A 21,440-nucleotide genomic window follows, 5' to 3' on the forward strand; every position below is an offset into this window, starting at 1 on the left:
CTGGAAATTTTGGGAAAGAATGGCGGGCTAGTGCTGCCGCTTCGGCATGGCGATGGTGTAGTCGAGGTCGAGCACCACCTCCGGCGGATGCGCCGGCCGGCCCTGCCCCGGCTCCGCAAAGGCAATGGCCTGCGTGCCGGCGTTCTTTACGCCGATGGTGCGCAGGCGCAGGCCGGCGACATGGCGCTGGCCCAGGTCGATCTTGTCGATGACCTGCGTGGCACAGGCGATGGTGTCGCCCGCATGGGTCGGGTTCACATGGCTGCCGCCGTTGATGGCAAGGATCGACAGCACATTCTCCAGGCCGTCATACGACAGCGCCCGGCACACCGAGATGATGTGCCCGCCATAGACCAGCCGGCGCCCGCCGCCGGCCGCCATCGCATGTCCGTCGAAATGGGCGCGGGCAGTGTTCTGGTAAAGGCGCGTGGCAATGCTGTGGTCGCTGTCGTTGATGGTCATCGCGCCCGGGTGGTGGATGCGCTCGCCCACGGCGTAGTCGTCCCACAGGTCGGCAACGCCGGTCAGGGAGCAGATGTCGGCGATGCGCGCATCGTAGTCGCCGCAAGCCAGTTGCCCGGCCGGCACCACCGGCTGCGTCGCCGGCACCAGCGCGTCGCCGCAGGCGGCGCCGGGGTCGCGCTTGTGCACCATCACCCAGCGGATCCAGCCCAGCACCTCGCGGCCATGCTGGTTGCGCGCCGTGGAGCGGACATAGACCACCCCGCTCTTGCGGCTGCTGTTCTCCTTCAGGCCGATCACCTCGCTCTCGACGGCCAGCGTGTCGCCCGGAAACACCGGCGCGCGGAAACGTACCTCGGCATAGCCGAGGTTGGCCACCGCGTTGAGCGAGACCTCCGGCACGGTCTTGCCGAAGGCGGTGTTGAACACCAGCAGGTCTTCCAGCGGGCGGCGCTCGAAGCCCAGCCGGTGCGCGTTGGTCTCCGCCGTGCCCAGCACGGCACGGCTGCCGGTCAGGCCGATATACAGGCTGCGATCCCCTTCAGTAAGGGTGCGCGGGGTGGCGTGGCACAGCTTCATGCCGACGCGGAAGTCTTCGAAAAAGTTGCCGTTGCGAGTCTTGCTCATTTCCTGCCCTTCGTGCGCTGCGGCCGCGTGCTGCCACGGCCGGACATGCAGATATGAATCAACTAAGTCCGGACATAGTCGATACCGGCGCGCTTTCCGTCAATCGCCCCCCCCGATATTCCAGGACTGAGGACCCGGCAGGCACGGTGGTTTCACATCAAACAGCGCAAATCCATCGGTTCGGTGATGTCTCAGCCGCTTATCAGCTTTTGGCCGTACATAACAGAAGCGGCCTGACCGATATGCTCCGTTATTTCGTAAATTCCTACACCCCCTCGAAAAACACGTTGATTCGCTCTCCCGCAATTCGTAGACTTATCCCGTATATCGTAGATAAATCCGAAATATTGGAGAGACAACCTTGCCAGCGAAGGTACCCGCCGTCAGCCGAGCCATGGCCGTATTCGAGGCATTCGCCCGCGAAAAGCGCGACCTGTCGAATTCGGACCTGGCCAGGCTGCTGTCGCTTGCCGACAGCAGCTGCTCAGACCTGCTGCACACGCTGCACTCGCTCGGCTACCTGATGCGGACCTCGCGCACCCGGCGCTTCTATCCCACCGGCAGGCTGCTGGAAACCGCGCGCCTGATCGCCGAGACCGACCCGCTCACGCGCATGGCGCAGGAAGCCGTGGCGCGCCTGGCCGATGCCACCAACGAGAGCGCGTTCTTCGGCTTGCTGGAACCGCTCGCCGTGCGCGTTGCCGCGACCGCGCCGAGCCGCCTGCCGCTGCGCTACATCCTCGACGTGGGCGAGCGCGTGGCGCTGCATGCCTCGGCCCTGGGCAAGGCCATGCTGGGCCTGCTGCCGGAGGCAGACGCACGCGCCCGCCTCGACACCATCCGGCGCCCGGCGGTCACCCCCAATACGGTGGTGGACGTCGAGCAACTGATGGCGCAACTGGCCCGCGGCCGCGAGCTGGGCTGGTACGAGGCCCATGACGAGGGCACGGCCGGCGTCACCGCGCTGGCGGTCTCGGCGCAAGTGGGGGAGCGCCCGGTGGCGATCTCGCTGGCCGGGCCGACCGAACGCATCGAAAGACATCGGCAGCCTTATCTGGCGGCATTGCGCGAAGTGCGCGATGCCATGCTGGCCGAACACTGAACCCGCTGAACGCAACGCAACAGGAGCAGAGAGATGGATCTTGGATTGAATGGCCGCGTGGCAATCGTCACCGGCTCGGCACGCGGCATTGGCGCGGAAACCGCCCGCATGCTGGCCCGCGAAGGCATGGCGGTGGTCATCACCGACCTGGACCTCGACGCAGCGAACGAGACCGCGCGCGGCATCGAGGCCGGCGGCGGCAAGGCCATTGCCGTGCAATGCGACGTGCGCAATGAAGAGCAGGTGCGCAACATGGTGGCAGCCGGCAAGGATGCCTTCGGCAGCGTCGACGTGCTGGTCAACAACGCCGGCCTGGTCAAGGACCGCACCATCCTGAAGATGGACGAGGCCGACTGGGACCTGGTGCTGAACGTCACGCTCAAGGGCAGCTTCCACTGCGTGCGCGCCGCCTTGCCCCATATGCATGAGAAGGGCTGGGGCCGCATCATCAACATCAGCTCGCGCGCGCTGTTCGGCAACCCGGGCCAGGCCAACTACTCCACCGCCAAGGCCGGCATCATCGGCTTCACCCGCGCGCTGTCGCTGGAGCAGGCGCGCAAGGGCGTGACCGTCAACGCCATCGCGCCGGGCTATATCGAGACCGAATACATCAAGAGCCTGCCCAACTACGACACCATCCTCGAGAACGTGATGGCGAAGAACGCCGTGACCTTCCCGGGCCAGACCAGCGATATCGCCGGTGCCGTCGCCTTCATGGCGTCGGAGCACGCCCGCTATATCACCGGCACCACCCTGTTCGTGACCGGAGGCCGCTATGGTTGATCCGAACGTTGACGTCGACGGCCTCGATGCCGACCAGCGGCTGCTGCGCGACAACATCCGCCGCTACCTGAAGGAGCACATCGCCCCGCGTATCGACCAGGCCGAGCAGGACAAGCGCTTTCCGCATGAAGTGCTGACCGGCCTGGCCGACTTCGGCTACTTCGGCGGCCATCTGCCCGAGGCGGATGGCGGCCTGGGGCTGGACTACCTGACCTGGGCGGTGATGATGGAAGAAGCCGGCTATTGCTGGCTGTCGCTGCGCATCCTGCTGAACGGGCTGAACATCGTCTCCGGCATCATCAATGCGTATGGCACCGAGGAGCAGAAGGACCGCTTCATGCGCCCGCTGCTGCGCAACGAGCGCAAGACCTTCGTGTCGATCTCGGAACCCGATGTCGGCTCCAACGTCGCCGAAATCAAGACCCGCGCCGACAAGCGCGGCGACCGCTACGTGCTCAACGGCAGCAAGCTGTGGATCACCAACGGCCTGTTCGCCGACTTCGGCATCGTGGTGGCGCGCACCTTCAGCGAGACCTGCAACGGCGAGCTGTCGCTGTTCCTGGTCGAGCGCGACGTCACGCCGTACAGCGCCACGCCGGTCGAGACCATGTTTACGCGCAGCACCGGCACCGCGGCCTTCACCTTCGAGAACGCCGAGGTGCCCGCCGCCAACCTGCTGGGCCAGGAAGGCCAGGGCCTGCGCCAGATCCTGATCGGGCTGAACTTCGGTCGCCTGAACGTGGCCATGGGCGCGGTCGGCGCGGCGCAGTGCGCGCTCGACCTGTCGCAGGACTATGCCCTGCAGCGCAAGCAGTTCGGCCGTCCGATCGGATCGTTCCAGCTGGTGCAGAAGCATATCGTCGACATGACCATGAAAACCCAGGCGGCGCGCTCGCTGGGCTACCGCGCCGCGCGCTCGATGCAGAACGGCACCTCGCGCACCGAATGCTCGATCGCCAAGCTGTACGCCACCGAGGCCGCGTTCGAGGTCTCGAACCTGGCGCTGCAGGTGCATGGCGGCATGGGCTACGCCACCGGCTACCCGATCGAGCGGATCTTCCGCGACACGCGCGGCGGCATGATCCCGGAGGGCACCACCGAGATCCAGACGCTGATCATCGGGCGGGAGATCCTGGGGATCAGTGCGCTGACCTGAGCATCGCCAAGACCGACACCGCCTGAAGAAGGCTCCCCGCTCCCGTCCACGGGAGAGGGAGAAAACCTGAAAAGACACAGAGACACCGGACACCGAGAGACACCATGACCCAACCCGCCATCCTCGACCAAATCGCCAACACCACGCTGTACTGGGAAGACCTGACGCCGGGCATGACCTACACCACCTCGTCGCGCACCATCACCGAGGCCGACGTGGCCGCCTTTGCCGCGCTGACCGGCGATTTCAACAAGGTGCATGTCGACGCCGAATACGCCAAGGGCACCATCTTCGGCCAGCGCATCGCGCACGGCATGCTGGTGGCGTCGTTCATGGCCGGGCTGACTTCGCGCTCGATCCCCAACCAGTTCTTCGAAGGCTCGCTCTTCAGCGTGCTCGAGAACCGCCTGAAGTTTCCCAAGCCCACCTTTATCGGTGACACCATCCGCGTGGAGATCGAGGTGGTCGAGCAGAAGACCACCAGCCGCCCGGATCGCGGCATCATCGCGTTCCTGCGCAAGGGCATCAACCAGCGCGGCGAAGTGGTGGCCGAGATGGCGGCGACCTGCCTGTTCAAGCGCCGCACCGCCGGAGACGCGCAATGAGCGCGCAGCAGATCTGGTTCAGCGACCTGTCGCGGCTGGTCAATCCGCGCTCGATCGTGCTGGTCGGGGCGTCGGAGAAGCCCGACAGCATCGGCGGCCGCACGCTCGAGAACCTCACCACCTTCTCCGAATTCAAGGGCGACCTGTACCTGGTCAATCCCGGTCGTACCGAAATCCACGGCCGTCCCTGCGTCGCGTCGGTCAGCGAGCTGAAGCAGGTGCCGGACCTGGCCATCCTTGCCGTGCGCGCCGACATGGTGATCCAGGCCCTGCGCGACTGCGGCCAGCTTGGCGTGAAGTTCGCCATCGTCTTCACCTCCGGCTTTGGCGAGACCGGCGAAGACGGCCGCGCCATCGAGGCCGAGATGCGCGCGATCGTCGCCAGCACCGGCATGCGCATCTACGGGCCCAACTGCCCGGGCCTGAACAATATGAATGCGCGGCTGGGGCTGACCTTCTCGCCGGCCTGGCGCATCGACCGCCGCCCGGGTCCGATCGGCGTCGCCACGCAAGGCGGCGGCCTGGGCCGCTCGTTCATCCAGGCGATGGACCGCGGCGTCGGCGTGGGCCTGTGGTGCTCCGGCGGCAACGAGGCCGACCTGGAAGTCAGCGACTATATCCACTACATGGCCGACGCCCCGGACATCGAGGTGATCGTCACCACGCTGGAAGGCGTGCGCAACGGCCCGCGCTTCATGGCGGCCGCGCTGCACGCGGCGCGCCGCGGCAAGCCCATCGTCGCGATCAAGGTCGGCAAGTCCGAGTACGGCGCCAAGGCGGCGCAATCGCATACCGCCGCGATCGCCGGCTCGGCCGAGATCAACAGCGCGGTGTTCCGCCAGCTCGGCATTATCGAAGTGGACGACATCGACGAGCTGATCGACGTGGCCTCGCTGCTGGCGCGGCGCAAGCCCACCGGCAACGAGCAGCTGGCGGTGTACAGCTTCTCTGGCGGCACCGCGGCGCTGGCGTCCGACATGGTCGGCGTGGCCGGGCTAAAGCTGTCCGAATTCGCGCCGCGGACGCTGGCGGCGCTGAAGGAGGCCCTGCCCGGCTTTGCCGCGTTCAGCAATCCGGTCGATGTGACCGCCGAAGTGCTGGTCAATACCGAGGTCAGCTACGCCACGCTGAAGGCAACCGCCAGCGATCCGAACACCGACCTGGTGCTGGTGCCGATCCCGGTCGAATACGGCAAGACCACCGCGATGCTGGCCGACAGCATGGTGCGCGTGCAGGCCGAGGAGCCAGACACGCCGATCGTGCCGGTGTGGATGAGCGACCGTACCGGAGAGGGCCAGCGCAAGATGATCGACGGCGGGCTGATGCCGATGCGCGCGGTCGGCAATGCCGTGCTGGCAGTGCGCCGGATGATCGAGTATGGCCGGTGGAAGGCTACCTTCGATCGGGAATGGCAGCCGCTGGCGGGCACCGCCTCGAACGCGGGTGAACGGGCCACCGCCAACCTGTCTGAAGCCCGCACCAAGGCGCTGCTGGAAGCGGCCGGCATCGCCACGCCGCGCGGCGAGGTGGCGCGCTCCGCGACCGAGGCCGCGCGCGCCTTCCGCAATGTCGGCAACGGCAAGGCCGTGATGAAGATCGTCAGCGCGGCGATCACGCACAAGACCGATATCGGCGGCGTGCGCCTGGGCATTGCCTCGGACGGCGCGGCCATGACCGCGTATGAAGAGATCCATGCCAACGGCTCCAGGGCGTGCGACGCGTCGGCGATCGAGGGCGTGCTGGTCGAGCCGATGCTGCCCGGGCCCTTCATCGAAGCCGTGGTCGGCATCCATCGCGACCCCGTATTCGGCCATGTCTGCACCTTCGGCCTGGGCGGCGTCAGCATCGAGCTGTTCAAGGACGTGAGCCGCCGGCTGCTGCCGCTGACGCCGGCATCGGCGCGCCAGATGATCGCCGAGACGCGCTGCTACGAACTGCTCAAGGGCTATCGCGGCCAGCCGCCGTTCGATATCGACGCGCTGGTCGACACGCTGGTCAGGCTGTCCGGCTTTGTCGCGAAGCACGCCGGCAGCATCGAGGAACTTGAAATCAATCCCCTTGCGGTCAGCCCGCAAGGCCAGGGAGTGACCGCGCTCGACGCCGTCCTCTCGTACCAGGGCACGGAGCCTTCGACATGGTAAAGACTGACATCGGCTACACCACCACCGACACCATCATGGTGCGTGGCCTGAACCTCGCCACCGAGATCATCGGCAAGTTCGACTTTGTCGACATGATCTTCTTCACCACGCTGTCGCGCATGCCGACCCCGCGCGAGAAGGTCATGGTCAATGCCTTGCTCGTGACCACGGCCGACCACGGCATCACGCCAAGCTCGCTGTCGGCGCGGCTGACCTACATCGGCGCGCCCGAAGCGCTGCAGGGCGCGGTGGCCACCGGGCTGCTCGGTGCCGGCAGCGTGTTCCTGGGCCCGATGCAGAACGCTACCGAGATGCTCAACGAAGGCGCGCGCGAACTGGGCGACGATGCCAGCGAGGAGCAGGTGCTGGCAACCGCCCGCGCGCTGATCCAGCGCTACAAGGCGAGCCGCCAGCAGGTCTACGGCGTGGGCCACCCGATCCATGTCGACGGCGACCCGCGCGTGCCGGCGCTGCGCGAACTGTCGCGCCAGCATGGCTACTACGGGCTGCACTGGCGCCTGATGGAAGGCATCGTGCACGTGCTGGTCAACGAGCAGAACCGCAAACTGCCGATGAACGTAGTCGGCGCGATCGGGGCAATCGTGGCGGCAATGAGGCTGGACCCGCTGATCGCCCGCGGCCTGGCACTAGTGGGCCGTTCCGCCGGCCTGCTGGCGCACGTGCTCGAGGAAAAGACCCAGCCGATGGCGCGCGAGGCCTGGCAGCTGGTGCTGAAGGACGATCCGCGCAACGTGCTGCCGTAACGAGAGGGGCTTCCACGAGCGAGTGTTGTCTCCCCTCTCCCGCTCGCGGGAGAGGGGAGCAAACCACCAGCCATTGCATGTCCACCACCGCCCCACACCGAACACCCAGGAGTACCCAATGCAGAAACTGACCGACGAGCGGCGCATGATCCAGGAGGCGGCGCGCCAGTTCACGATGGAGCGCGTGCTGCCCATCGCCAACAAGCTGGACCCAGAGAAGGGCCAGATCCCGCGCGACCTGATCGACGAGATGGCCGAGCTCGGCTACTTCGGCATCCTGATTCCCGAGGAATACGGCGGCCTGGGGCTGGGCGCTTATGAGTACTGCCTGGTGGCGGAGCAACTGTCGCGCGGCTGGATGAGCGTGGGCAGCCTGATCGCGCGTGGCAACGGGCTGATCGGCGCGCTCAAGGCGCTGACGCCGCAGAAGAAGGCAGACTACCTGCCGCGCATGGCGCGCGGCGAGCTGCTGGGCGCGTTCTCGCTGTCGGAGCCGAATGCCGGCTCAGATGTCGCCAATATCTCCTGCCGCGCCGTGCGCGACGGCGACGACTGGGTCATCACCGGCAGCAAGTACTGGTGCACCTTCGCCGACGAGGCCGACTTTATCCTGGTGATCTGCCGCACCGACCCGGTGGTCGATCCGAAGGCGCGCCACAAGGGCCTGTCCGCCTTCATGGTGGAGAAGCCGCGCGGCGAGCTGCCGGCCGGCGTCAAGGGCAGCATCATCCCCAAGATCGGCTACCACGGGTGGACTACCTGGGAACTGGCCTTCGACGGCTGCCGCGTGCCGCACGACAAGATGGTGGGCGAGGAAGGCAAGGCGTTCTATCTCGCCACCGCGGGGCTGGAAACCGCGCGCGCCCACACCGCGGCGCGCTCGATCGGGCTAGCGCAGGGTAGCCTGGAAGACTCGATCCAGTACGCCAGGGACCGCGCGCAGTTCGGCAACCCTATCGCCAGCTTCCAGGCGATCCGCTTCAAGCTGGCCGACATGGCGACCCAGATCGAGGCCGCGCGCGCCCTGCTCTACACCGTGTGCGAGAAGATCGACGAGGGCACCCGTGCCGACACCGAGGCCTCGATGGTCAAGCTGTTCGCCAGCGAAATGTGCGAGCGCGTGACCAGCGAAGGCCTGCAGATCCACGGCGGCGCCGGCTACACCACGCACTTCGCGGCCGAGCGCTACTGGCGCGATGCGCGCCTGACCAAGATTTTCGAAGGCACCTCCGAGATCCAGATGCGCATCATCTCCGATGCCATGCTCGGCAAGATCGCCGCCTGAACCGGGAGCACCTGTGCAGAACCAAGCCAACTCCGCGGGCGCCCTCGCCGGGCTGCGCGTGATCGACCTGACGCAGATGCTGGCCGGCCCCTTCTGCACCCAGATCCTGGCCGACCACGGCGCCGACGTGATCAAGGTCGAAGCCATCACCGGCGACGGCACGCGCGTGACCGGGCCGTTCTGCGCCGACGACACGCTGCGCGACTTCGGCGGCTATTTCCAGAGCGTCAACCGCAACAAGCGCTCGATTGCGCTGGACCTGAAAAGCGAAGAAGGCCGCGCCATCGTGCGCCAGCTGATCGACCAGGCCGACATCGTGGTGGAGAACTTCCGCGCGGGCGTGATGGAGCGGCTGGGGCTGTCCTGGGAAACCCTGCGCGAGACCAACCCGCGGCTGGTCTACGGCACCGTGCGCGGCTTCGGCGACCCGCGCAGCGGCGAGAGCCCGTATGCGCAATGGCCGGCCTATGACGTGGTGTCGCAGGCCATGGGCGGCATGATGGGCATCACCGGCCCGGACCGCCACACCCCCACCAAGATTGGCCCGGGGGTGGGCGACACCGTGCCGGCGCTGATGCTGTGCATCGGCATCCTGGCCGCGGTGCACCGCGCGCGCGCGACCGGCCAGGGCCAGTTCGTCGACGTGGCCATGACCGATGCGGTGCTGGCCATGTGCGAGCGCATCGTCTACCAGACCTCCTATACCGGCGAGGTGCCCGGGCCGGAAGGCAACCGCCACCCGCTGCTGTGCCCCTTCGGCCTGTTCCGCGCGCGTGACGGCCAGGTGTCGATTGCCTGCGCCACCGATGCGTTCTGGGAAAAGCTGGCGGTCGCCATCGGCCGTCCCGACATGGCGCACGACCCGGACTTCGCCACCAATGCCGCGCGCGCCTGCAACCAGCAGCGGGTGATCGACGCCATCGAGGCGTTTACCGCGGTGCGCACCAAGGAGGAAATCGCCGCGGTGCTGGGCGGCAAGGTGCCGTTCGGCCCGGTCTATACCTCGGCGGAGATCTTCGCCGATCCGCATTACGCGGTGCGCGAGATGCTGGTGGAGGTCGAGCAGCCGGGTTCGGCCACTCCGGTCAAGATCGCCGGGGTGCCGGTCAAGCTGAGCGAGACCCCGGGCGCAGTGCGCCGGCGCGCGCCGCTGCTGGGCGAGCATACCGACGCACTGCTGCTGGCCGCGGGCTATGCCGACAGCGATATCCGCCGGCTGCGACAGGCGGGCGTGGTGAAGTAGCGCAGGCGGGGGCCAGGCTTTCGGCGGGTTACGAAATTTCGTATCATACTGCCATCAATCGAACCCCGTCCTCCGCCACATGCCCACCGTGATCCCCGCCGCCAGCCGCGCCATGGCGGTTTTCGAAGTCTTTGCCCGCGAAAAACGCGAACTGTCGAATTCCGACATGGCGCGGCTGCTGTCGCTGCCCGAGAGCAGCACCTCCGACCTGCTGCACACGCTGCACTCGCTCGGCTACCTGATGCGCACCTCGCGCACGCGGCGTTTCTACCCGACCGGGCGCCTGTTCGAGGTGGCCCGGCAGATTGCCGAGAACGACCCGCTCAGCACCGTGGCGCAAGAGGCGGTCGAACAGGTCAGCGCCAGGACCAACGAGAGCGTGTTCTTCGGCGTGCTCGACAGCAATGCGGTCAAGGTCGTGGCGGTGCAGGCCAGCCGCCTGCCGCTGCGCTACATCATCGAAGTGGGCTACCGCGCGTCCCTGCACGCGTCGGCGCTGGGCAAGGGCCTGCTAGGCCTGCTGCCGCCCGAGGAAGCCCGCGCCACGCTGGCAAAAAGCCCCTTGCGCGCGGTCACCGAACACACCATCGTCGACGCCGACGTGCTGATGGACCAGATCGCCCAGGGCCGCGAGCGCGGCTGGTACGAAGCGCACGAAGAAGGCAGCGAAGGCGTGCACGGGCTGGCCGTGGCGGGCTGGCTGGGCGGGCAGCCGGCGGGCATCTCGCTGGCGGGGCCCGCGGAGCGGATGCGCAAGCACCATGACGCGTACCTCGCGGCGCTGATGGAGGTGCGCGATGGCCTGATGGCCGAACGCTGAGGCGCCTGCCCGTTACACGCGCCCTCGCGCGCCCCCACCCGAGTCGAGGGGGGAAAGCCTTGTGGCAAGGCTGGATGATCAAGCCATGCGGCCGTGGCTGCGGTCGATGGCGTGCCGGACGCGCACGATACAGCGGATGTATTGCGCGACATACCAACAGTATTTGTCACGCCGGCACATGGTCCGTAGCATCGGATGCAATGCCTGTCGCGGCCTCGCTGCCGCCAGGACAAGGGACCGCTGGGACCGCTTCCAGCCATTTCATCCGCCAGCCACCATGACCAGCTTCCTCGATTTCCGGCGCGAAGGCGCCGTCGCCCTGATCACCATGAACCGCCCGGAAACGCGCAACGCGATTTCCGACGACGACGCCGTCGCCGCGGTGGTGCAGATGTGCGACCAGCTCAACCATGACATGTCGATCCGCGCGGCGGTGCTGACCGGCGCGGGGCCATCGTTCTCGTCCGGCGGCAACCTCAAGACGCTGCGCGGCAAGATGGGCAGCGGCCTGGGCGAGCCGGTGCAATCGCGCTATGCCTATCGCGACGGCATCCAGCGCGTGCCGCTGGCCTTCGCCAGCCTGGAAGTGCCGATCATCGCCGCGGTCAACGGCCCGGCGCTCGGCGCGGGCAATGACCTGGCCTGCCTGTGCGACATCCGCATCGCTTCCGAGAACGCCGTGTTTGCCGCGACCTTCGTCAAGCTGGGACTGATCCCCGGCGATGGCGGCGCGTGGCTGTTGCCGCGCGTGGTCGGCATGTCGCGCGCGTGCGAGCTGGCCTTCACCGGCGACACCATCGACGCCAGCCAGGCGCTGGCGTGGGGGCTGGTGTCGCAGGTGGTGCCGGCCGATGACCTGGTGCCGATGGCGATGGCGCTGGCCGGGCGCATCGCGCGCAATTCCGGGCACGCGCTGCGCATGACCAAGCGCCTGCTGCGCGAGTCGATCCATGCGCGCATGGACACCATCCTGGAGATGTCGGCCGGATTCCAGGCGATGGCGCATCACACGGCAGAGCATGAGGCGGCGCTGGACGCGTTCCTCGACCGGCGCGCCTGACCAGCCCTGCCTCGGCCACACACCCTGTGGCCACACTACAACCATCATCAGGAGACAACATGCCATTCCACCACCTGACGCGCTGCCTGCTCGCCGCCGCCCTGGCACTGGCCGCGGTGCCCGCCACGGCGCAGTCCGACTACCCCAGCCGCCCGGTCAAGGTGATCGTCTCGCTGCCGCCCGGCAGCGGCGCGGACACCACGGCGCGCTTTATCTCGCAGCACCTGAGCGAGAAATTCAAGCAGCCTTTCGTGGTGGAGAACCGCCCCGGCGCCAACAGCTTTATCGCTGCACGCGCGGTGGCCGAGGCCGCGCCCGACGGCCACACGCTGTTCGTCGGCAGCAATTCTTCGATGGTGACCAACGTCGCCGTGTTCAAGTCGCTGCCCTACGACCCGGTCAAGGACTTCGTGCCCGTCGAGCGCATCGCGCGCTTCGCCATGGTCGTGGTGGTGCCGGCCAGCTCTGCGTACAAGACCCTCGACCAGCTGGTCGAGGCCGCGCGCAAGGCGCCCGGCAAGCTCAACTACGCCAGCGGCAGCGCCGGCTACCAGGTGGCGGTCGAGCTGTTCCATGAGCGTTTCCGCATCCGCGGCAACCCGATCGCATACAAGGGAACCGCGCCGGCGATGACCGACGTCGCCGCCGGCAATGTCGACTACTCCATCGGCGAGATCAGCTCGGTGCTGCCGCTGATCCGCGCCGGCCGCATCCGTGCGCTGGCCGTGACCGATACCCGGCGGCTCAAGGAGCTGCCGCAGGTGCCCACCGTCGCCGAAAGCGGCGCCCCGGGCTTCGAGGTCTCGGCCTGGACCGGCCTGTTCGCGCCGGCGCGGGTGCCGGAGCCGATCGTCAAGGCGCTTTCCGCGGCGGTGCATGACGCCATGCAGCAGCGCGAGAGCGTGAAGTTCATCGAGAATCTCGGCGGCAGCGTGTACGCGGGCGGGCCGCAGCAACTGCGGCAGTTCCAGCTGGCGGAGATCGAGCGCACCCGCGACATCGTCAAGAGCGCCGGGATTCCGGTCGAGTAGGCGGCCGCTGCCCTGCCACGCACGAACACCACCACCAAAGGAGAACCATGGGCCCGCTCGCAGGCATGAAGATCATCGAACTGGCCGGCATCGGACCCGGCCCGCTGGCGGGCATGCTGCTCGCCGACATGGGGGCGGAGGTGCTGCGCATCGAGCGCCCCGGCGACACCGACCTCGGCGTCAAGCGCGAGCGCCGCCACGACCTGATGCTGCGCAACCGCAAATCGATCACGCTGGACCTGAAGGATCCCAGGGCGGTCGCAACCGTGCTGGACCTGGTCGAAAGCGCCGATGCGCTGATCGAAGGGTTTCGTCCGGGCGTCACCGAGCGCATGGGCCTTGGCCCCGACGATTGCCTGGCGCGCAATCCGCGGCTGGTCTACGGCAGGGTCACCGGTTGGGGGCAGACCGGCCCGCTGGCGCACACCGCCGGCCACGACATCAACTACATCGCGCTGACCGGCGCGCTGCACGCCATCGGCGGCCGCGGCCAGGGGCCGGCGATTCCGCCGGCCTACCTGGGCGACTTTGCCGGGGGCGCGATGTTCCTGGTCACGGGCGTGCTGGCCGCGCTGATCGAAGCCGGCAAGTCGGGCCAGGGCCAGGTGGTCGACGCCGCCATCGTCGACGGCGCCGCGGCGCTCGGCACGGTGTTCTTCGGCATGGCTGCGGCGGGCCAGTGGCGGCCGCAGCGCGGCACCAACGTGCTCGACTCCGGCGCGCACTACTACAACGTCTATGCCTGCAAGGACGACCGCTGGATCTCGGTCGGCCCGATCGAGGGCCGCTTCTATCGCGAGCTGCTCGACCAGCTCGGCATCGATCCCGCCAGCCTGGGCGAGCAGCTCGACCCGGACACCTGGGCGCCGGCGCAACAGCGCCTGGCCGCGGTGTTCCGCAGTCGCACGCGCGACGAGTGGTGCGCGCTGCTGGAGGGCACCGATGCCTGCTTCGCCCCCGTGCTAAGTTTCGACGAGGCGCCGCAGCATGCGCACCTGAAGGCGCGCGGGACCTTTGTCGAGGTGGACGGCATTGCGCAACCCGCCCCGGCGCCGCGCTTCAGCCGCACGCCGTCGGCGCCGCCGGCGCCGCCGAGCGAGCCGGACCCGCGCCGCTTTGGCGAGGTGCTGGCCGGCTGGCTGGCGCCCGACAGGATCGAGGCCGCGCTGGCCGCGGCCGGCATGCCGCGCTGAGCCAGGCGGGGCAATGCCGGTTGCGCATTGCCGCCGCTTCGCGCATAGTCGGTCGCGCGGCGCCAAAGCCGCGCGACCGTTTTTTTCTTCCCCGCATGGATCTTCGCCAAATCAAGCAGGCCCTGGTGCTGAGCGAAACGCTCAACTTCCACCGCGCCGCCGAACGGCTGCACATGGCGCAGCCGCCCCTGTCCACCGCCATCCGCAAGCTGGAAGAAGAGCTGGGCGTGGTGCTGTTCGAGCGCCTGCCCTCCGGCCTGCGCCTGACCCCCGTCGGCGAGACCGTGCTGCGCCAGATGCGCAACACGCTGTTCTTTGCCGATGAAATCCGCCGCGCCGCCAGCGAAGGCGAGCGCGGCGAGCAAGGCAAGCTGCGCGTGGGCTTTGTCGGCTCGGCGGTGTACTCGCTGATGCCGCGCCTGATCCGCGCGTTCCGGCTGCAATACCCGCGCGTGGACCTGGTGATCGAGGAATCGACCACCGTGGAACTGCTGCGCCGGCTCGAGGAACATTCGCTCGATGTCGCGCTGGTGCGCTACCCGATCCTGGAGCGCAGCAGCGCCAACGTGCTGCTGCTGCAGCCCGACCCGATGGTGCTGGCCGCCAGCGCGGATTCGCCGCTGGCCGGCCGCGATGCCGTCGACCTGTCCGAGCTTGGCTCGACCCCGTTCATCGTGTACTCGCGCACCTTTGTGCCGGCCATGCATGCGATGACGATGATGGCGTTCCACGAGGCCGGCATCCAGCCGCCCATCGTCCAGGAAGCGGTGCAGGTGCCGTCGATCCTGGCGCTGGTGGAAAGCGGCCTGGGCGTGGCACTGGTGCCCGCGGCGGCGGCGCGGCAGGCGGGCGACGGCGTGCGCCTGGTTCCGCTGACCGGCATGCCGGCGAAGCTGAAGCTCGGCATCGCGCTGGTGGCGCTGCCGGAGACGGTGAATGCCACCTCGCGGAATTTCGTGGCGATTGCCAGGGAAATGATGCCGGAGCCGCAGGATCCCTGAGGCGGGCGCGGGCCAGCGATGCGGAATCTTCGCGCCGCGCCCGCCGCGCGCGGATCAGCTCGACAGGTGGTAGCCGCCGTTCACCCCGATATGCTGGCCCAGGATGTACGACGCCGCGTCCGACAGCAGGAAGCAGATCGGCTGCGCCACTTCTTCCGGCTGCGACCAGCGGCCCATCGGGATCATCGCCAGGATGCCGTCGCGGAAGCGGTCGCCGCGGATGGTCTCGGTCATCGGCGTTTCCACCACGCCGAGGCAGACCGAGTTGGTGCGCACGCCGTACTTGCCCCACTCGCGCGCCGCGCTCATGGTCATGCCCAGCATGCCGGCCTTGGCGCTGGCGTAGTTGATCTGCCCGATCGAGCCGCGCCGGCCCGCTTCCGACGAGATGTTGACGATCGAGCCCGCCACCTTCTCGCCCTGCCTGGCGCGCTCGACCAGGTGCGCCCCCACCGCCTGCAGCCACAGGAAGGAGCCGGTCAGGTGGCAGTCGATGACCTCGTTCCAGGTCTGCAGCGTCATGTTCTCGATCATCGCCGCGCGCACGATGCCGGCGCAGTTGACCAGGCCGTCGACCTTGCCGAAATGCGACAGCGCGTGCTCCATCGACGAGGCGACGAAGTCGGCATCCGACACGCTGCCCGCATAGGCCACGGTGTGGTCGGGATAGCGCGCGGTGATCTCCCGCAGCGCGTCGCCCTGCATGTCGACCAGGCCGACCTTCGCGCCCAGTTGCAGCGCCAGCTCGGCGGTGGCCTTGCCGACGCCCTGCGCGGCGCCGGTGACGATGATGGCCTTGCCCGCCAGGGACATGGGATTGTGCATGGTGTTCTCCTCGGTGTTTTGCTTCGGTTCAGGATTGAGCTGGCAGGGATTCACTGCGGCAGGCGCCCTTCCAGGCAGCCCAGGTGGTATTGGGTATCGCCGTGCAGCTGGTCCAGCACCAGCACGCGGCGCAGGTAGTGGCCGACCGCGTACTCCTCGGTCATGCCGATGCCGCCGTGCATCTGGATGGCTTCCTGCGTAAGCTGGCGCGCGGCCTGGCCGATATACGCCTTGGCCGCGTGCGCCTGGGCCTCGCCGCCGGCCAGGTCGTTGCGCCCGGCCAGCGCCAGCGCCAGCGAAAGCGACAGGCTGCGGCTCTGCTCCAGCGCCACCAGCATGTCCACCGCACGGTGCTGCAGCGCCTGGTTGGCGCCGATCAGGCGGCCGAACTGCCGGCGCGTCTTCAGGTACTCGACCGTCAGCGCGTAGGCGCCTTCCATGGCGCCGACCATCTCGGCGCAGGCGGCGCTGATGCCGGTGTCGAGCACGCGCCGCAATACGTCGCCGGCGCCGCCTTCCAGCGGCTCGGCCTGTGCGCCGTCGAGGCGCACGTCGGCCGCCGGGGTGCCGTCGATGAGCCGATAGCCATCGCGCAGCACGCCGGCGCCGCGCGCATCGACCAGGAACAGCCGCACGCCATCCTGCGGCACGCACGCGGTCACGACCAGGTAATCGCCGGCCGCGCCGTGCAGCACGCAGGGCTTGGTGCCGAACAGGTGCCAGCCGTCGCGCCCCGCCGCCGCCTGGGTGGCCACGCATCCCGGCTGCGCTTCGTCGTGGGCCCAGCCCAGCTGCAGCTCGCCCTCGGCCACGCGCGGCAGCAAGCGGTTCTTCTGCGCTTCGCTGCCGGCCGCGGCAATCGCCGTGGCCGCCATCACCGCACTGCCGTGATACGGCTCCAGCGCCAGCGCGCGCCCCAGCGCCTGCGACACCAGCATCTGGTCGACCGCGTCGCCGCCGAAGCCGCCATGGGCCTCGGGGATGGCGGCACCGAGCACGCCAAGCTCCGCCAGCGCGTCCCATACCTGACGGCTGTGGCCACGGTCGCTGGCGACATACTGCTGGCGCAGTTCAAAGGAATATTCGCGGCCCAGCAGCCGCGACAGGCTGTCCAGCAGCTGTTGCCGGACGTCGTTCAGTTGCAGGTTCATCGCAGGTCCAGGAGAGTGGCGCTCAGGATATTCTTCTGTACCTCGGTGCTGCCGCCGAAGACCGACACGGCGCGCGAGTACAGGTAGGACTTGGCCAGCGTGCCGGTGTCGGCGCGCAGCGCGGCCGCGCGGCGCATGCGGCAGATCACGTCGGTGATGGCCTGGAAGATCTCGCTGCCGCGCGCCTTCAGCATTGGCGACAGCTTCATGTCGGCGTGTCCGCCGTGCATGCGCAGCTGCGTCACCTCCAGCGCATGCAGGTCGGCCTCGATCATGGCGATGCGGCCGCGCCACGGTGCCAGCGCATCGGCGGGCCGGCCTGCCGCTTCCATTTCGGCGAGCACGGCCCTGGCATACGCCACCCGCTCCTTGCTGCGGCCGATGCCGGCGATATACGCGCGTTCATGTCCCAGCAGGAACTTGGCGTAGTCCCAGCCGCGGTTCTCCTGGCCGACCAGGTTCTCCGCCGGCACCCGCACATTGTCGAAGAACACTTCGTTCAGGCTGTGGCGGCCGTCGATGCTGACAATCGGGCGCACCGTGATGCCGGGCGACTTCAGGTCGACCAGCAGGAACGAGATGCCGGCCTGCGGCCTGGCTGCACCGGGATCGGTGCGTACCAGGCAGAAGATCCAGTCCGAGTAATGCGCCTGGCTGGTCCAGATCTTCTGGCCGTTGACCAGGTAGCCGTCGGCGGTGCGCTCGGCCCGGGTCTTCAGCGAAGCCAGGTCGGAACCCGCGCCGGGCTCCGAGAAGCCCTGGCATACCTGGATGTCGGCGTTGAGCAGCTTCGGCAGGAAGTACTCGCGCTGGGCGTCGCTGCCGAAATGGATCAGCACCGGCCCCAGCATGGTGATGTTGAAGATATGCGGCGGCGGTGCCGGCGCGCACGCGCATTCATCGGCGAAGATCTGCTGCTCGGCAGCGTCCCAGCCGGCGCCGCCCCAGGCCTTGGGCCATGCCGGCGCACCCCAGCCGCGCGCGTTCAGCCGGCGCTGCCACAGTTCGGTGTCCGCCTTGGTGGCGAAGCCGCCTTCGCGCAGGCGCTGGCGCATGTCGTCGGGCAGGTTGGCGGCGATGAACTCGCGGATCTCCTGCCGGAACGCCTGGTGTTGCCCGGAATAGAGCAGGTCCATGGTTGTCCTCTGGATCGGTTTGGGGCTAGCACCCCTTGAACACGGGTGCGCGCTTCTCTGCAAACGCGCGCAGTCCCTCTTGCATGTCGTGCGAGCGCTGGTGGTCGCGGAATTCCAGCAGCTCATGGCGCAGCGCATCGGCCTGCGCCTTGTCGGCGGCCGCGGCCGCGACCCGCTTCATGCGGGCCAGCACCAGCGGGCTGCGCGTGGCCAGTTCCTCGGCCAGCGCCTGGGCGTGGCTGGCCAGGCCGCCATCCGCCACCACCTCGTTGACCAGCCCGTGCCGTTCCATCTGCGCGGCGCTCAGCGTGCGCCCGGTGAACAGCAGCAGGCGCGCCACGTTGGCCGGCAGCTTGCGCGGCAGCACGGCCGCGCCGCCGGCGCCCGGGAACACGCCGAAGTTGGCATGGGCATCGCCCAGCCGGGCGGATTCGGCCGCGACCACCAGGTCGCAGGCCAGCACCAGCTCCAGGCCGCCCGCGACCGCCAACCCGTTGACTGCGGCGATCACCGGCTTGGGAAAGCCGCGCAGCGTGGCAAAGAACGCGCGCGCCACATCGATGAAGTCGGGCTCGCCCGCCGCTACCGGTGCCGATACCTCTTTCAGGTCGGCGCCGGCGCAGAAGGCGCGGCCGTTGCCGGTCAGCACCACCACGCGCACCGCCGGGTCGTCGCGCCATTGGTCGAGCTGCGCGTGCAGGCCGCGCATCAGCTCGCGGCTCAGGCTGTTCATGGCGGCGGGCCGGTCCAGCGTCAGCCAGCCGACCGCGCCGCGGCGTTCATGCAGGTAGCTCATGCGCACGCTCCCCTTCAGCACAGCTCGAGCGCGACCGCGGTGGCCTCGCCGCCGCCCAGGCACAGGCTGGCCATGCCGCGGCGCAGGCCGCGCTGCTTCAGCGCGTGCATCAGCGTCACCAGCAGCCGCGCGCCGGTGGCGCCGACCGGGTGGCCGAGCGCGCAGGCGCCGCCGTTGACGTTGAGGCGCGCGTGCGATATTTCCAGCTCCTGCAGCGCGACCATCGCCACCACCGCAAAGGCCTCGTTGACTTCATACAGGTCGACGTCCTGCGCATCCCAGCCGGTTTTCGCCAGCACGCGGCGGATCGCGGCGACTGGTGCGTCGACGAACTGCTGCGGGGCCTGCGCGTGGGTGGCGTGGCCGGCGATGCGCGCCAGCGGCGCCAACCCCTGGCGCCGCGCATCGCTCTCGCGCATCAGCACCAGCGCGGCCGCGCCGTCTGAGATCGATGAGGCATTGCCCGCCGTCACGGTGCCGCCGTCGCGGAACACGGCCTTGAGCTTCGGCAGCTTGCCGGCATCGCACTGGCCCGGCGTTTCGTCGTGGGTGAGTTGCGCGTCGCCGTTCTTGCGCTTGAGCGCGACCGGCGCGATCTCGTCGGCAAACGCGCCCTCCTGCACCGCGCGCTGCGCGCGCTGCAGGCTTTCGCGGGCGTAGGCATCCTGCGCCTCGCGGCCGATGCCGCGTTCCTGCGCGGACAGGTCGGCGTAGTAGCCCATCAGGTGGCCTTCATAGGCATCCTCGAGCCCGTCGCAGTACATATGGTCGAGGAACTGGCCATGCCCCAGCCGGTAGCCGTGGCGGCCGCGCGGCACGATATAGGGCGCGTTGCTCATCGACTCCATGCCGCCCGCGACCGCCACCGAGCAGGTGCCGGCCAGCAGCAGGTCGTGCGCCAGCATCACGCTCTTCATGCCCGAGCCGCACATCTTGCTGAGCGTGGTGGCCGGCGTGGAGGCTGGCAGCCCGGCGCCGAACACGGCCTGGCGCGCCGGCGCCTGGCCCAGCCCGGCGAACAGGCAGCAGCCCAGGAGCGCTTCGTCGACGCTGGCGGGATCGACGCCCGCCTCGGCCACCGCCGCGCGGATGGCGACAGCGGCCAGCTCCGGGGCGGTGTGCTGCGCCAGTGCGCCGTTGAACGCGCCGATCGGGGTGCGCCTGGCACCCACGATCACGATGGAATCGGTCTTCTCCATGATCTGTCCGGTTTTAGGTTTCTGTTTGGTTTTCAGGCCGAGGCAGGCGCCAGGCGCAGCCGCACGAAGTCCAGGATCTCCTGGCCCGCGCCGGTGTGCTGGGCGAACAGCGCATCGCCCAACGCGGTGGCGCAGTCGGTCTCGGTCCCGCCGCACGCGCGCCATTCGTGCAGCCGGCGCGTGAACAGGCCCAGCGCCAGCGCTTCGGTGATGCCGATGGCGCCGTGCACCGCGTGCGCGATCGCGGCAACGCGGCTGGCCGCCTCGGCGCAGCGCAGCTTGGCAGCCGCCGCCAGCAGCGGGCGCGGCAGGAAGCCGGCGCCGGCGCAGCCCAGGCGCGCGCCGAAGGCGGCGGCGTCGGCCTGTTCCGCCAGCACGCTCAGCTCCTGCTGCATCGCCTGGAACTGCGAGATGGCGCGGCCGAACTGGCGGCGGTCGTTGACGTAGGCGATGCTCATGGCCTGCACCCGTGCCATCGCGCCGGCCATGCCAGCCGCGTGCGCGGCATTGCAGATTGCGGTCGCGTCGGCGTCCGCGTCAGCAGCGGTACGGAACACCGCCTGGGCGGCCGAGCTCCAGTGCAGCGACGCAGACGCCTGCGGCCGCCACGCACCGGGCGTCGCCTGGGCCAGCGCACGCGGCAGCAGCAGCCATTCGCCGCGCCACGCCACCAGCACCTGGTGCGCCAGCAGCGCGCCCGGCACTTCGCGGCAGACGATGGCATCGTCCTGGCGCGGCTGCGCCGTCGCAATGGCAAGGCATTCGCCCCGGTGGGCGTGGCCGGCCGCGGCCAGCAGCGCACGGGCGATCACGGTTTCCGCGAACGGATGGCTGAGCCCGGCACGGCCGGCGGCAGCGAACAGCGGGAAGGCGTCGTCCAGCGACAGCCCCTCCCCGCCCTGCTCCGCGGGCACCAGCGCATCCGTAAAGCCCAGCGCATCGATCGCCTGCCATTGCGCGTCGGCGTCCTCGCCGGCTTCGCTGCGCCGCACCTGCTCGTCCGTGCACAGGCCGGCCAGGGCGCGCTCGAAGGCGTCCAGAAGAGAATCAGTCATGGTGT

The 21,440-nt window shown here is 68.8% G+C and carries 20 protein-coding genes; 13 read left to right on the forward strand and 7 right to left on the reverse strand.

The window, feature by feature from the left end; translation table 11 throughout:
• Positions 1-27 precede the first annotated feature (27 nt).
• Positions 28-1,089 (reverse strand): MaoC family dehydratase, encoded by a 1,062-nt coding sequence (locus tag CBM2586_RS23710; RefSeq protein ID WP_115690191.1) that lies wholly within the window; start codon positions 1,087-1,089, stop codon positions 28-30.
• Between the two features lie 361 nt (positions 1,090-1,450).
• Between CBM2586_RS23710 and CBM2586_RS23715 the strand changes: the two genes are divergently transcribed.
• The 13 genes from CBM2586_RS23715 (at position 1,451) to CBM2586_RS23775 (ending at position 15,273) form a co-directional block, all read left to right on the forward strand.
• Positions 1,451-2,191 carry an IclR family transcriptional regulator gene (locus CBM2586_RS23715; RefSeq protein WP_172587113.1) on the forward strand — a complete coding sequence of 247 codons (741 nt, stop codon included), beginning with the start codon at positions 1,451-1,453 and terminating at the stop codon, positions 2,189-2,191.
• A gap of 33 nt (positions 2,192-2,224) precedes the next feature.
• Positions 2,225-2,974, forward strand: a complete 750-nt coding sequence (locus CBM2586_RS23720) for an SDR family NAD(P)-dependent oxidoreductase (RefSeq protein ID WP_115664293.1) — start codon at positions 2,225-2,227, stop codon at positions 2,972-2,974.
• A complete protein-coding gene (locus CBM2586_RS23725; RefSeq protein ID WP_115690195.1) occupies positions 2,967-4,130 on the forward strand; it encodes an acyl-CoA dehydrogenase family protein in 1,164 nt (387 codons plus the stop codon). The genes CBM2586_RS23720 and CBM2586_RS23725 overlap by 8 nt, the downstream gene beginning before the upstream one ends.
• 104 nt (positions 4,131-4,234) lie before the next feature.
• On the forward strand, positions 4,235-4,735 hold the full coding sequence (locus tag CBM2586_RS23730; RefSeq protein ID WP_115664291.1) for a MaoC family dehydratase: 501 nt from the start codon (positions 4,235-4,237) through the stop codon (positions 4,733-4,735).
• Complete coding sequence (locus tag CBM2586_RS23735) at positions 4,732-6,876, forward strand: acetate--CoA ligase family protein (RefSeq protein WP_115690197.1); 2,145 nt, start codon at positions 4,732-4,734, stop codon at positions 6,874-6,876. The genes CBM2586_RS23730 and CBM2586_RS23735 overlap by 4 nt, the downstream gene beginning before the upstream one ends.
• A complete protein-coding gene (locus tag CBM2586_RS23740) occupies positions 6,870-7,640 on the forward strand; it encodes a citryl-CoA lyase (protein WP_115690199.1) in 771 nt (256 codons plus the stop codon). Before CBM2586_RS23735 ends, CBM2586_RS23740 begins: the two co-directional genes overlap by 7 nt.
• 118 nt (positions 7,641-7,758) lie before the next feature.
• On the forward strand, positions 7,759-8,925 hold the full coding sequence (locus tag CBM2586_RS23745) for an acyl-CoA dehydrogenase family protein (protein ID WP_115664288.1): 1,167 nt from the start codon (positions 7,759-7,761) through the stop codon (positions 8,923-8,925).
• Positions 8,897-10,168, forward strand: coding sequence for a CaiB/BaiF CoA transferase family protein (locus tag CBM2586_RS23750; RefSeq protein WP_115664287.1), 1,272 nt, complete (start codon positions 8,897-8,899; stop codon positions 10,166-10,168). The genes CBM2586_RS23745 and CBM2586_RS23750 overlap by 29 nt, the downstream gene beginning before the upstream one ends.
• A gap of 79 nt (positions 10,169-10,247) precedes the next feature.
• Positions 10,248-10,988 (forward strand): IclR family transcriptional regulator, encoded by a 741-nt coding sequence (locus CBM2586_RS23755; protein WP_115664286.1) that lies wholly within the window; start codon positions 10,248-10,250, stop codon positions 10,986-10,988.
• A gap of 277 nt (positions 10,989-11,265) precedes the next feature.
• Positions 11,266-12,048 carry a crotonase/enoyl-CoA hydratase family protein gene (locus tag CBM2586_RS23760; protein WP_115664285.1) on the forward strand — a complete coding sequence of 261 codons (783 nt, stop codon included), beginning with the start codon at positions 11,266-11,268 and terminating at the stop codon, positions 12,046-12,048.
• Between the two features lie 59 nt (positions 12,049-12,107).
• On the forward strand, positions 12,108-13,079 hold the full coding sequence (locus CBM2586_RS23765) for a Bug family tripartite tricarboxylate transporter substrate binding protein (RefSeq protein ID WP_115690201.1): 972 nt from the start codon (positions 12,108-12,110) through the stop codon (positions 13,077-13,079).
• 47 nt (positions 13,080-13,126) lie between these two features.
• Positions 13,127-14,272, forward strand: a complete 1,146-nt coding sequence (locus CBM2586_RS23770; RefSeq protein ID WP_115690203.1) for a CaiB/BaiF CoA transferase family protein — start codon at positions 13,127-13,129, stop codon at positions 14,270-14,272.
• Positions 14,273-14,367: 95 nt separating this feature from the next.
• Positions 14,368-15,273: a LysR family transcriptional regulator gene (locus tag CBM2586_RS23775; protein WP_115690205.1), complete on the forward strand. Its 906-nt coding sequence runs from the start codon at positions 14,368-14,370 to the stop codon at positions 15,271-15,273.
• 54 nt (positions 15,274-15,327) lie between these two features.
• On the opposite strand, the gene CBM2586_RS23780 is transcribed toward CBM2586_RS23775, so the two are convergent.
• Genes CBM2586_RS23780 through CBM2586_RS23805 form a run of 6 tightly spaced genes read right to left on the reverse strand, consistent with a single transcriptional unit; the run spans position 15,328 to position 21,435 of the window.
• Entirely contained in the window at positions 15,328-16,098 is a 771-nt protein-coding gene (locus CBM2586_RS23780) for an SDR family NAD(P)-dependent oxidoreductase (RefSeq protein ID WP_115666430.1), read from the reverse strand.
• Positions 16,099-16,148: 50 nt separating this feature from the next.
• The gene (locus CBM2586_RS23785; protein WP_115690207.1) at positions 16,149-17,249 is read right to left on the reverse strand and encodes an acyl-CoA dehydrogenase family protein; all 1,101 of its coding nucleotides are present in this window, start codon (positions 17,247-17,249) and stop codon (positions 16,149-16,151) included.
• The gene (locus CBM2586_RS23790; RefSeq protein WP_115690209.1) at positions 17,246-18,385 is read right to left on the reverse strand and encodes an acyl-CoA dehydrogenase family protein; all 1,140 of its coding nucleotides are present in this window, start codon (positions 18,383-18,385) and stop codon (positions 17,246-17,248) included. The genes CBM2586_RS23785 and CBM2586_RS23790 overlap by 4 nt, the downstream gene beginning before the upstream one ends.
• A 25-nt stretch (positions 18,386-18,410) precedes the next feature.
• Entirely contained in the window at positions 18,411-19,181 is a 771-nt protein-coding gene (locus tag CBM2586_RS23795) for an enoyl-CoA hydratase/isomerase family protein (protein WP_115664279.1), read from the reverse strand.
• A 14-nt stretch (positions 19,182-19,195) separates the two neighbouring features.
• Positions 19,196-20,380 carry a thiolase family protein gene (locus tag CBM2586_RS23800; protein ID WP_115690211.1) on the reverse strand — a complete coding sequence of 395 codons (1,185 nt, stop codon included), beginning with the start codon at positions 20,378-20,380 and terminating at the stop codon, positions 19,196-19,198.
• A 32-nt stretch (positions 20,381-20,412) separates the two neighbouring features.
• Positions 20,413-21,435: an acyl-CoA dehydrogenase family protein gene (locus tag CBM2586_RS23805; RefSeq protein ID WP_115690213.1), complete on the reverse strand. Its 1,023-nt coding sequence runs from the start codon at positions 21,433-21,435 to the stop codon at positions 20,413-20,415.
• Between the last annotated feature and the right edge of the window lie 5 nt (positions 21,436-21,440).

Origin of the sequence: Cupriavidus taiwanensis, from assembly GCF_900250115.1 — a bacterium.
In the GTDB taxonomy this organism is placed as follows: Bacteria; Pseudomonadota; Gammaproteobacteria; order Burkholderiales; family Burkholderiaceae; genus Cupriavidus; species Cupriavidus taiwanensis_B.